At 65.0% G+C, this 11803-nt stretch carries 12 protein-coding genes; 7 read left to right on the forward strand and 5 right to left on the reverse strand.

Annotated features, from left to right (window positions below; translation table 11 throughout):
* Positions 1–134: 134 nt before the first annotated feature.
* Positions 135–602 carry a serine O-acetyltransferase gene (locus GT370_RS09520; protein WP_333490069.1) on the forward strand — a complete coding sequence of 156 codons (468 nt, stop codon included), beginning with the start codon at positions 135–137 and terminating at the stop codon, positions 600–602.
* 90 nt (positions 603–692) lie between these two features.
* On the opposite strand, the gene GT370_RS09525 is transcribed toward GT370_RS09520, so the two are convergent.
* The 3 genes from GT370_RS09525 to ilvD form a co-directional block, all read right to left on the reverse strand.
* On the reverse strand, positions 693–1031 hold the full coding sequence (locus GT370_RS09525) for a response regulator (RefSeq protein WP_270184283.1): 339 nt from the start codon (positions 1029–1031) through the stop codon (positions 693–695).
* Positions 974–2908 (reverse strand): GAF domain-containing hybrid sensor histidine kinase/response regulator, encoded by a 1935-nt coding sequence (locus GT370_RS09530; RefSeq protein WP_270184284.1) that lies wholly within the window; start codon positions 2906–2908, stop codon positions 974–976. The genes GT370_RS09525 and GT370_RS09530 overlap by 58 nt, the downstream gene beginning before the upstream one ends.
* 200 nt (positions 2909–3108) lie before the next feature.
* Positions 3109–4953, reverse strand: a complete 1845-nt coding sequence (gene ilvD / locus GT370_RS09535) for a dihydroxy-acid dehydratase (protein ID WP_008492003.1) — start codon at positions 4951–4953, stop codon at positions 3109–3111.
* Positions 4954–5054: 101 nt separating this feature from the next.
* On the opposite strand from ilvD, the gene GT370_RS09540 reads away from it, so the two are divergent.
* Both GT370_RS09540 and GT370_RS09545 read left to right on the forward strand, forming a co-directional pair.
* A complete protein-coding gene (locus GT370_RS09540) occupies positions 5055–5969 on the forward strand; it encodes a LysR family transcriptional regulator (RefSeq protein ID WP_008492002.1) in 915 nt (304 codons plus the stop codon).
* A gap of 151 nt (positions 5970–6120) precedes the next feature.
* Positions 6121–6651 carry a septal ring lytic transglycosylase RlpA family protein gene (locus GT370_RS09545; RefSeq protein WP_211248727.1) on the forward strand — a complete coding sequence of 177 codons (531 nt, stop codon included), beginning with the start codon at positions 6121–6123 and terminating at the stop codon, positions 6649–6651.
* A 117-nt stretch (positions 6652–6768) separates the two neighbouring features.
* Here the strand turns inward: GT370_RS09545 and metW are convergent, their stop codons facing one another.
* Positions 6769–7368: a methionine biosynthesis protein MetW gene (gene metW / locus GT370_RS09550; RefSeq protein ID WP_026440331.1), complete on the reverse strand. Its 600-nt coding sequence runs from the start codon at positions 7366–7368 to the stop codon at positions 6769–6771.
* A 14-nt stretch (positions 7369–7382) separates the two neighbouring features.
* Positions 7383–8462, reverse strand: a complete 1080-nt coding sequence (metX, locus tag GT370_RS09555; RefSeq protein ID WP_008491998.1) for a homoserine O-acetyltransferase MetX — start codon at positions 8460–8462, stop codon at positions 7383–7385.
* 179 nt (positions 8463–8641) lie between these two features.
* Here metX and GT370_RS09560 point away from each other — a divergent pair, with 179 nt between their 5' ends.
* From GT370_RS09560 to GT370_RS09575, 4 genes are read left to right on the forward strand one after another with little or no spacing between them, the layout of a single operon-like run.
* Entirely contained in the window at positions 8642–9502 is an 861-nt protein-coding gene (locus tag GT370_RS09560; protein WP_008491997.1) for a chorismate mutase, read from the forward strand.
* Positions 9502–10590: a histidinol-phosphate transaminase gene (hisC, locus tag GT370_RS09565; RefSeq protein WP_144052589.1), complete on the forward strand. Its 1089-nt coding sequence runs from the start codon at positions 9502–9504 to the stop codon at positions 10588–10590. The genes GT370_RS09560 and hisC overlap by 1 nt, the downstream gene beginning before the upstream one ends.
* Entirely contained in the window at positions 10583–11470 is an 888-nt protein-coding gene (locus tag GT370_RS09570; protein ID WP_008491994.1) for a prephenate/arogenate dehydrogenase family protein, read from the forward strand. Before hisC ends, GT370_RS09570 begins: the two co-directional genes overlap by 8 nt.
* An 11-nt stretch (positions 11471–11481) precedes the next feature.
* Positions 11482–11802: an NIPSNAP family protein gene (locus GT370_RS09575; RefSeq protein WP_008491993.1), complete on the forward strand. Its 321-nt coding sequence runs from the start codon at positions 11482–11484 to the stop codon at positions 11800–11802.
* Position 11803: the final 1 nt, after the last annotated feature.

Here is an 11803-nt window from a genome sequence, read left to right on the forward strand (position 1 = left end):
GAAGAGGCGGAGTGCGCGGCCTGTGACATTGTCCGCGATTTCGCCGCGCAATTGCCGGGATCCGCTCGGCCCTGGTCGGGGATCTGCAGGCGGCCTATGCCGGCGATCCGGCGGCGACCTCGCTGGCTGAAATCCTGCTCTGCTATCCGGGCATCCGGGCGGTCATTCATCATCGTCTCGCCCACGCTCTCTACCGGCTGGGGGCGCCGCTGGTGCCGCGCCTGCTGGCCAGCATCGCACAGACCGAAACCGCCATCGACATCCATCCCGAGGCGCAGATCGGCCAGCATTTTTTCATCGATCACGGCATCGGCGTGGTCATCGGCCAGACGGCGGTGATCGGCGAGAATGTCCGCCTGTATCAGCATGTCACGTTGGGCGCGAAGAGTTTCACCGAGGACGAGACCGGCGCGCTGGTGAAAGGCGAGCCGCGCCATCCGGTGATCGAGGATGATGTGGTGATCTATGCCGGGGCGACGATTCTGGGCCGTGTGGTGGTCGGCAAGGGCTCGGTGATCGGCGGCAATGTCTGGCTCACCCGCTCGGTGCCGCCCGGCAGCTTCGTCTCCCAGGCGCAGAACCGCCTCGCCGACGGCGCGTGATGTGAGCGTTTAGAGCAATATGTGTTTAGGTTGACGCGCAAGCGTCAAGATAAACACATGAAATTGCTCGCTAAAACAAAACTTAGAGCATCAAGCGCTGATCCTGGCCGCCGCGCTTGGTGGCGCGCGCAGCATGTCGGCCACCTGCGCGGCGAGGTTGGACATGGCGAAGGGCTTGGCGAACAGCGCCATGCCCTCTTCCAGCGCCGTTGTGCCGAGGGCGGCCTGCTCGGCATAGCCGGTGATGAACAGGATTTTCAGGCCAGGCATGAGCTGGCGCGCCGCATCCGCGACCTGGCGGCCGTTCAACCCGCCGGGCAGGCCGACATCGGTGATCAATAATTGCAGCTGCGGGGTGTTGCGCAACAGGGTCAGGCCGCTCGCCCCATCCTCGGCCTCGACCACCTTATAGCCGGCCTCTTGCAGCATCGCGACGATCGGGGCGCGGACCACGGCCTCATCGTCGATGACCAGGACACCCGCCCCCTTCCCCGCCTCCAGCACCGGATCAGCGGCGCCGGCGGGCTCGGCGATCTCCTCGCCATGATGGCATGGCAGGTAGAGCAGCACCATCGTGCCCAGCCCAGACGTGGAGTGGATTTCCACATGCCCGCCCGACTGGCGGACGAAGCCATGCACCATCGAAAGCCCCAGGCCGGTACCCTGGCCGATGGCTTGGTGGTGAAAAACGGATCGAAGACCCGGCCGAGCAGCTCTTTCGGAATGCCGCTGCCGGTATCCGACACGCAGATCGCCAGATATTCGCCGGACGCGATCTCGGCCCCGCAGGCGTTACGGCCATCGAGCCAACGTGTGGTGACCTCGATGGTCAGGCGCCCGCCGTCCGGCATCGCATCGCGCCCATTGATGGCGAGGTTGAGCAGCGCGCTTTCCAGCTGCGCCTTGTCCACGGTGGCGCGCAGCGGCGTGGCCGGGGCCAGCACCTCAAGCCGGATCGACGGGCCGACGGCGCGCTGGATCAGATCGGCGAGGCCCGCGACCAGCTGGCCGACATCGACCGGGCGCGGATCCAGGGTCTGGCGGCGCGAGAAGGCGAGCAGACGCTGCGTCAAGGCGGCCGCGCGTTGCGCCGCCGCCTGCGCGCCGTGCAGAAACCGTTCCAGCCCGCTCGTCCGCCCTTGCGCCAGACGGCGTTCGAGCATTTCCAGGCTGCCGCTGATGCCCTGCAGCAGATTGTTGAAATCATGCGCGATGCCGCCGGTGAGCTGGCCGACCGCTTCCATCTTCTGAGCCTGGCGCAGCGCCTCATGCGCTTCCATCAATTCCCGCGTCCGTTCGGCGACGCGCTGCTCCAGCGTTTCATTCGCATCGCTGACACGCTGGATCAAGCGGGCATTCTCGATCGCGATCGCGGCCTGGCCGGCGAGGCCGCGCGTCAGCGCTTCGTGCCGGGGGCTGAACCTGGCGCGCTCCGGATGACCGAGCAGGATCGTACCGATCGCCCCGCCTTCGCGCGAGGCGACCGGCACCGCCATATAGCTTGCAACCGGCAGATGCCCGCGCGGCATGCCGCTATGCGGGGCGTTATGGCCGTAGCGCGGATCGGCGGCGATATCATCGATCCGGATGATCTCGGTGCTCTCGAAGGTCGCGGTCAGCAGGGCTGTCCGGCGCGGCATGGGGAAATGCGAAAAGGCTTCGCGCGGGGCGCCGGAGAGGGTGTAGAGCATCATCCGCTCCCCGGCTTCATTTGTGATATGGTAGAAAAACGCGCCAAACGCCGCGCCGGTCAGCTCCACCCCCGCATCGGTCACCAGCTGCACGATGGTCTCGGGATTTTTCTCGACGATGGTCGCCGCGGCAATCCGGCTTAGAATATCCAGAGCGTGGCGCTCATCCTCCAGGGCCTGGGCGCTGAATTCCTGGCCCTGCTCAAAGATGCCCGCCACGCCGCCGCACTCGTCATGGAGTGGAGAGAGACGATATTGCCACAGCGCGCTCTGCCCCTCCCGTCCCGGCACCTCATGCAGCTGCTCGAAATCGACATGGTCCTGTTGGTCCAGCTTCAGGACATGGCTTTGAATCCGCCCCCAGCCCTCGCCCCAGACCATGGCGGCGGGCAAGCCGTGCAGGCTGTCACGATCAACATTATGGAGGGCCGCCCATTTATCGTTGAACAGCATCAGCTGCGCCGGGCCCCAGTAAATCGCCGTCGGCAGGGGGGATGAAAAACATTGCCGCGCGGCAAGGCGCAGCCCGTATGGCCAGGCCGCCTGCGGCCCCAAAGGCGAGCCGGGCTGGCTTTGCGCGGCCCGCAAGGCTTCGCTCTGGTCCAAACGGCTCAAGCGTCCCCCGAAAATTTCCACAATTTTTTCACCCCATCACGTAGGCTGGCACGGCGGTGCCGGCCTCGTTCCCCATGAAATTGTTAAGGCTTTTCCGGAAATGAGCGCAATTTAATTTTTATCTTGACACGATCTGACCCGGACAAAAACAAAAAAAGCGCCGATAACGGCGCTTTTTCATGGCGTTATAACTTAAAATGTTAGCGTTCGACCTGACTGACATCCCTGACGGCGCCCCGGGAGGCGTTCGTCGTCATCGCGGCATAGGCCCGCAGCGCCGGGGAGACATGACGCTTGCGCGCCTCCGCCGGCTTCCAGCCCTTGGCATCCTGGGCGGCGCGGCGGGCGGCGATCACCTCATCCGGCACATCCAGCGTGATGCCGCGATTCGGAATGTCGATCAGGATGCGATCGCCGGTTTCCACCAGCCCGATCAGCCCGCCTTCCGCCGCTTCCGGCGAAACATGGCCGATGGACAGGCCCGAGGTGCCGCCGGAGAAGCGGCCATCAGTGATCAAGGCGCAGGCCTTGCCCAGCCCTTTCGATTTCAGATAGCTGGTCGGGTAGAGCATCTCCTGCATGCCCGGCCCGCCTTTCGGGCCCTCATAGCGGATCACCACCACCTCGCCGGCTTTCACCACGCCCGAGAGAATGGCGGAGACCGAGGCATCCTGGCTCTCGAACACCCGCGCCGTGCCGGTGAAGGTGAGGATGCTCTCATCCACGCCGGCGGTTTTCACGATGCAGCCTTCCGGCGCCAGGTTGCCGAACAGCACCGCCAGCCCGCCATCCTTGGAGAAAGGATGGTCGGCGCTGCGGATCACGCCGGTCTGGCGGTCCGTGTCCAGATCATCCCAACGGGCGGACTGGCTGAAGGCGACCTGGGTGGGCACGCCGCCCGGCGCGGCCTTGAAGAAGTTTTTCACCTCCTCGGAATTGGTGCGGGTGATGTCCCAGCGGTTCAACGCCTCACCCAGGGTCTTCGCATGCACGGTCGGCAGCGAGGCGTCGATCAGCCCGGCTTTTTCCAGCTCGCCCAGGATGGACATGATGCCACCGGCGCGGTGGACATCTTCCATATGCACATCGCTCTTCGCCGGGGCGACCTTGCACAAGCAGGGCACGCGGCGGGAGAGCCGGTCGATATCCGCCATGGTGAAATCCACCTCGCCTTCCTGCGCGGCGGCGAGCAGATGCAGCACCGTGTTGGTGGAGCCGCCCATGGCGATATCCAGGCTCATCGCATTCTCGAACGCCTTGAAGCTGGCGATGCCGCGCGGCAGCGCCGTGGCGTCGTCCTGCTCATACCAGCGCTTGGCGAGATCGACGATGAGATGCCCGGCCTCGCGGAACAGCTTCTCGCGGTCGGCATGGGTGGCGAGCGTTGAGCCGTTGCCGGGCAAAGACAGGCCCAGCGCCTCGGTCAGGCAGTTCATCGAATTGGCGGTGAACATGCCGGAGCAGGAGCCGCAGGTCGGGCAGGCGGAGCGCTCGATCGTCTGCACCTCCTCGTCCGAATAGCTGTCATCAGCGGCGACGACCATGGCATCGACCAGATCCAGCGCGCGGGACTTGCCCTTCACCACCACCTTGCCAGCCTCCATCGGCCCGCCGGAGACGAAGATGGTGGGGATGTTCAGGCGCAAGGACGCCATCAGCATGCCCGGGGTGATCTTGTCGCAATTGGAGATGCAGACCAGCGCATCGGCGCAATGGGCGTTGACCATATATTCGACCGCATCGGCAATCAGCTCGCGCGAGGGCAGCGAATAGAGCATGCCGTCATGGCCCATGGCGATGCCGTCATCCACCGCGATGGTGTTGAATTCCTTGGCGACACCGCCGGCGGTCTCGATCTCGCGGGCGACCAGCTGGCCGAGATCCTTCAGATGCACATGGCCGGGCACGAACTGGGTGAAGCTGTTGGCAATCGCGATGATCGGCTTGCCGAAATCCCCATCCTTCATGCCGGTGGCGCGCCAGAGCCCGCGGGCGCCGGCCATGTTGCGGCCATGGGTGGTGGTGCGGGAACGATAGGCGGGCATGGTTATCTCCGGGTTTCGCGTTTCCTGCCCCATTAGACCCGTTCCCAGCGGAGGTAAAATATATTATTTCAACCAGACTAGGTCGTAGGACATATCAGTAAATGGACGTCCGGCAATTGCGGCAATTTCTGGCGGTGGCGGAGACGCTGCATTTCGGGCGGGCGGCGCGGCGGCTGAACATGACCCAGCCGCCGCTGAGCCAATCCATCCGCGCCCTGGAAGGCGAGCTGGGGGCGCCGCTGTTCATCCGCACCAAGCGCAGCGTGGCGTTGAGCGCCTTCGGCGCCGCCTGGCTCGGGCATGTGCGGCAGGCCATCAGCGGCATCGACGCGCTGGGTGAGATCGCGCAGCAGCTCATTCTCGGCACCAAGGGCCGGCTGTCCCTGAGCTTCGTTTCAACCGCCGATTATTCCGTGCTGCCCTCGCTGGTCCGGCGGTTTTCAGCGCTTTACCCGGATATCGACATCGCCCTGACGGAGGCGACGAGCAATGTTCAGATCGCCCTGCTGCAGGACGGCAAGGCGCAGGCGGGGATCATCATCGCCCCGCAACATGGCGGCCTTCCGGCGTCCCTCACCTATAGGCGGCTGTTGCGCGAGCCCTTGCTGGTGGCGCTGCCGGAGGACTGGATCGCCTCCGGCCGGGTGCGGCTTCAGGGGGACGGCCTGCCGCCGGCGCGGATTCTGGATGCGCCGTTGGTGATTTTCCCGCAGCCGATGGCGCCGTCCTTCTACGAGCTGGTGTTCGGCTTCTACCGCGCCCACGGCGTTGAGCCGCGCGTGGTCCAGTTCGCGACGCAAATGCAGACCATCATCAGCCTGGTTTCGGCCGGGCTGGGCATCGCCTTGGTGCCGGCCTCACTGCGGCATCTTGCCCGTACCGGCGTGCTCTATTGCCCGTTGCAGGGCGATGCGCCGGTGCTGGAGACCGGGCTGGCATGGCGGACGGATGACGATGCGCCGAGTCTCCGGCATTTCCTGCAGCTGGCCGAGGCGATCGCCGACGATCCAAACTGAGCCCGCGCCGGGATGGATTTTATTTGCGCCGGACGGTTATCTGCAAATTCAGTTTTCTACGCTCCGACCTTAAAATATTCGGCCGGATTGCCGCATCACCTGCCCGAATTTCGATTCGACAAGAGGCTGATGCCATGCAAAAGCCTCATTCTTGACCAACAACAAACGCATGGAAATGAACGCCCCCACGCCTCGCGCCCCAACCGGTTTCGCCCGGCTGCGCCTTGCGCCTGTTAGCGCCATGATCCTGGGGGCCGGGCTGCTCTCGGCCTGCGCCACCCCGGCCCCGCCGGCCGCAGCGCCGCAAGTCAGCGTCGCGCAGCCGCCGCCAGTGCTGCCGCCGCGCGCGCCGCAGCTGGTGGATGCCGGCCCGGAACTGACCGGCACGGCCTCCTGGTACAAGCCGGGCCCGGGGCTACGCCGGACCTGCACCGGTGAAGTGTTCCGCAAGGATGGCATGACCGCCGCCTCCCCCAGCATTCCCGTGGGGACGCGGGTGCGCGTCTCGCTGGCGGATGATGGCCAGGATGACCGCTCGATCATCGTGCGGGTGAATGACTGCATGCCGCAAGGCCATCGTATCCTCGACCTTTCCGAAGGGGCCGCGGCGCAGCTTGGTTTGGTCAATCTGGGCGTTGCCCAGGTGAACGTGACCCCGGTGATGCTGGTGGATAACCGCTAAATTTTACGGCTAGAGCATCAAGCTTTTAGCTTGATGCTCTAAGTTTTGTTTTAGCGAACAATTTCATGTGTTTATCTTGACGCTGGCGCGTTAAGATAAACACATATTGCTCTCGCCTCAGGCCTTACGCAGCAGAAACAGCCCCTGCTCGCCGAACAGATTGGCCAGACGCGCCGAGCGGCGCCACGGGGTCCGGCGCCCTTCCTCATCCGCTGCCTGCCAATCCTCGACGACATACCCATCCGCATCGCACAAATCGAAGAAATCCCGGATCGTGCAGGGGTGGATGTTGGGCGTCTCGAACCACATCCGGTTCCAGTTGGCCGTCATCGGCATGCGGCCGCGCAGCAGCAGCTGCAACCGCAGATTCCAATGGCCGAAATTCGGGAAGGAGACGATGGCGTGGGTTGAGATGCGCAGCATCTGCCGCAGCACCTCACGCGGCTGCTCGACGGCCTGCAGTGTGCGGGAGAGAATGACGTAATCGAAGGCGTGATCGGGGTAGGTCACCAGTTCCGTATCGGCATCGCCCTGCATCACCGGCAGCCCGTGCGAGATGGCGCGCTGCACCTCCTGCATGTCGATCTCGATGCCGCGCGCGTCGCATTGCTTGGCGCGGATCAGATGCTCGATGAGCTGGCCTTCCGCGCAGCCGACATCAAGCACGCGCGAGCCGGGCTGCACCATGGCCGCGATCAAGGCCAGATCCACGCGCATTTTCTTGGCCCCACTCATGCCAGCCCCGCATGTTCGGCGCAGCCGACGAGAAAGCCGCGCAGCGTGGCGTGGAAATCCGGCTCATCCAGCAGAAACGCGTCATGCCCCTTGTCGGACTGGACTTCCACGAAGGACACGTTGGCGGCGGCATGGTTCAGCGCCCGCGCGATGGTGCGGCTCTGCGCGGTGGGAAACAGCCAGTCCGAGGAGAAGGAGACCAGCAGGAAGCGCGCGCTGGCGCCGCGAAAGGCCTGCGACAGCCCGCCTTCATGATCGCCGGCGAGGTCGAACAGATCCATGGCGCGGGTGATCGAGAGATAGGAATTGGCGTCGAATCGGGTGACGAAGCTCGACCCCTGATATTGCAGATAGCTTTCCACCGCGAATTGCTCGCCCAAAGCCGACAGACCTTCGGCATTTTGCAGCTTGCGGCCGAATTTCCGGGTCAAGGCCTCTTCCGAGACGTAGGTGATATGCGCCGTCATCCGCGCCACCGCGAGGCCGCGCTCGGGCCGCACGCCCTGGGCCCAGTAATGGCCGTTGCAGAAGGCCGGATCCGCGAAAATCGCCTGCCGGCCGATTTCGTGAAAGGCGATGTTCTGGGCGGAATGGTAATAGGCCGCCGCGATCGGCACGGCAGCGTAGAGCATCTCCGGATATTGCACCGCCCAGGACAAAGCCTGCATGCCGCCCATCGAGCCGCCGATGACCGCGAACAATTTGCGGATGCCGAAATGCTCGACCAGCCGCTTCTGCACCCGCACCATGTCATGGATGGTGATGACCGGAAAATCCCGCCCCCAGAGCTCGCCGGGCGCCTCGCCGCGCGGCGAGCGCGGGCCGGTGGAGCCCATGCAGCCGCCCAGGACGTTAGAGCAGATTACGAAATATTTGTCGGTATCGATCGGCGCGCCGGGGCCGACGACGCGCTCCCACCAGCCGGGCCGGCCCGTCTCTGGGTTCTGCTCGGCGACATATTGATCGCCGGTGAGCGCATGGCAGATCATGATCGCGTTGCTCTTCGCAGCATTGAGCGTGCCATAGGTGCGATAGGCCACGGTCACGCTGGGCAAGGCGCGACCGCAATCGAGCATGACTCCCTCGGGAAGGTCACGCATTGATGCGGGAAATCGGTAGAGGCCGGCGTCTGGTCCATTCTGCCAATCGCATATGCGCTGGCCCTCCCCAAGGCGCAATCCCCATCCTGACATGGAAGAACAACTGCCGGATATGGCTTGGCGGGGTTGGGCTGGTTGGGGTATCTACACGCGTGATGAACGACCTGCCCTCTCCAGCCTCGCGCCTGGCCGAATTGCGCGCTGAACTCGACGCGATCGATGATCAGATCCATGATCTGCTGATGCAGCGGGCCCGCGTGGTCGAGAATGTCGCCAGCCAGGGCGGCAAAAAGGGCACCAAGATCCGCCCCGGGCGGGAAGCCGTCATTCTGCGGCGGCTGCTGGCGCGCCATCAGGGCGCCTGGCCGGCACAGGCCATCGTGCGGATCTGGCGGGAAATGTTCGGTGCCGCATTGATCATCGAGGGCGGCCAGACCATGGCGGTTTGCGACGGCGAAGGCGGCGAGGCCCGCCTGGCCCTGGCGCGGGAGCATTTCGGCCCGCTGACGCCGGTGCGCCGGCATCACAACCCCGCCCAGACCCTATCCGACCTCACCCGCGAGGGCGGCGCGCAGCTGGGCGTGCTGCCGCCGCTGGGCGAAGGCGACGATGCGCAAGGCGGCTGGTGGCAGCTCCTGGCCTCGAACGGAACCCCGATTTATGTCATCGCCAAGCTCCCGTTCTGGACGCATCGCGCCGAAGGCTTGCCGCTGGGCGAGGCGTTGGTGGCGGCGACCGTGCCCCCCGACCCGAGCGGCTCTGATCGCGGCTTGCTGCTGCTGCGCTTCGGCGCCGAGGCCTCGCGGGCCCGACTGATCGAGCTGGTCAAGGCCGCCGGCTTCGACCCGACGGCGCTCTGGGTCAAACGGCTGGCGGGCGATACCGGCGTGCTGGCGCTGCTGGAAGTGACCGGGCTGATCGCTGACAGCGACCCGCGCCTTTCGGCCATTGCCGGGCTGGAGACGCCGCCGCGCGTTGTCGGCGGCTATGCGTTGCCGCTGGAAGAGACCGCCTGATCATGAGCAGCCCTGTCGCGCGGCCGGAGATTTTCTCCGTGGCGTCCTATGTCGGTGGTGAATCCAAGCTCGCGGGCTTCGAGCATCCGGTCAAGCTGTCATCCAACGAGGGCGCGTTCGGGCCGCCGCCAGGGGCGCTGAAAGCAATGGCGGAGGCCGCCTCCGGCATGCATCGCTACCCCGATGGGAGCAGCGGCAAGTTGCGCGCGGCGATTGGCGCCAAATTCGGGCTGGACCCGGACCGCATCGTCTGCGGCAATGGCTCGGACGAGGTGCTGACCCTGCTGATCCAGTCTTATGGCGGACCGGGGACCGAGCTGATCATGAGCGAGCACGGATTCTCGATCTATGAGATTTCCGGCAAGCTGGCGGGCTGCACGGTCATCAAGGCGCCGGAGCGTGAGCTGACCACCGATGTCGATGCCATACTGAGCCTGGTGACCCCAGCGACTCGCATGGTGTTCATCGCCAACCCCAACAACCCGACCGGAACGATGCTGGCGCAAGGCGAGGTGGAGCGGCTGCGCGCCGGGCTGCGGGCGGATATTCTGCTGGTGCTGGATGCCGCCTATGCCGAATATGTCGAGCGCGAGGATTACGATGCCGGGGTGAAGCTGGTGGATGCCGGCGACAACACGGTGATGACCCGGACCTTCTCAAAGATTTTCGGCATGGGCGGGGCGCGGCTGGGCTGGTGCTACGCGCCGGCGGCGGTGATCGACGTGCTCAACCGCACCCGCCCGCCCTTCAACATCAATGTGTTCGCCGCCGCCGCCGGGATGGCGGCGCTGCGTGAGGAGGGCTGGCTGGAGCATAGCCGGGCGCATAACGGCATCGAACGCCGCCGCCTGAGCGAGCGCCTGACCCAGAGCGGCCTCAAGGTCATCCCGTCCGAGGCCAATTTCATCCTGGTCGATTTCGTCACCGTCGAGCGGGCTTCGGCCGCGGATGCCTATCTGCGCCAGCGCGGCTATATCGTCCGGCAGGTGAAATCCTACGGCCTGCCGCATTGCCTGCGGATCACCATCGGCACATCGGCGGAATGCAGCCGGGTGGCGGAAATTCTGACCGAGTTCTGTCATGACTGAGCCTTTATTCAACCGTCTGGCGCTGATCGGCATTGGCCATATCGGCGCCTCCATCGCCGGGGCGCTGAAGCTGCATCCTGGCACGGTCGGGCAGCTGGTGATCGCGGATGCCAATCCGGCGCATCTGCAGCGTGCCGAGGAGCTGGGGCTTGGCGATGTCTATTGCGCCGATGCCGCCATGGCGGTCAGCGGCGCCGATGGGGTCATCCTCTGCACGCCGGTCGGCAGCTTCGCTGGGCTGGCGGCGGCGATCGCGCCGCATCTGCAGCCGGGCTGCATCCTCTCGGATGTCGGCTCGACCAAGCAATCGGCGATCCGCGATGTGCTGCCCTTCGTGCCGGCGGGGGTTGCCTTCGTGCCGGCGCATCCGATGGCGGGCACCGAGTTTTCCGGCCCGGATGCGGGCCTGGCCAATCTGTTCGAGGGGCGCTGGTGCCTGCTGACGCCGATCGAAGGCATGGACGAGGCGGCGGCGCAAAAGATCGAGGCCTTGTGGCGGGTGCTGGGCGCGCGCACGGCGCGGATGGGGGCGGCGCATCATGACCGGGTGCTGGCCATTGTCTCGCATCTGCCGCATCTGCTCGCCTTCACCATCTGCGGCACCGCGGATGATCTGGCGGACGAGACTCGCGAGGAAGTGCTGCAATTCGCGGCCACCGGGTTTCGCGATTTCACCCGCATCGCCGCCTCCGATCCGGTGATGTGGCGCGACATTTTCACCAACAACAAGGACGCGCTGCTGGAGATGTTCTCGCGCTTTTCCGAGGACGCGCAGGCGATGGCCCGCGCCGTGCGCTGGGGCGATACCGACTATATCGAGGATAAGATCAACCGGGGCCGCAAGATCCGGAAAAGCCTGATCGATATCAAACAAGCCTGAGGACCCCAGAGATGATCGTGGATATCCGCACCTATAAGTTCCAGCCCGGCAAGATGGGCGCCTGGCTGAAACTCTATGAGGAGCTGGCCTGGCCGCTGCAGAAAAAGCATCTGGGCGAATGCCTGGGGTTCTACACGACGATCGAGGGCGAGCTGCATCAGGTGGTGCATATCTGGCGCTATCAGAGCCAGGCTGACCGCGAGGCGCGGCGCAACGCCATGGCAAAGGAATCCGGATGGGCGCAGTTCCTGGCGGAAACGGCGAAGCTGGACGGCTTCCTCTCGATGGAGAACAAGCTGGCGCGGGAAACGCCGTTTTTCGCCGCCAAATGAG

This window comes from Acidocella sp. MX-AZ03 (genome assembly GCF_027626035.1).
Classification (GTDB): Bacteria; Pseudomonadota; Alphaproteobacteria; order Acetobacterales; family Acetobacteraceae; genus Acidocella; species Acidocella facilis.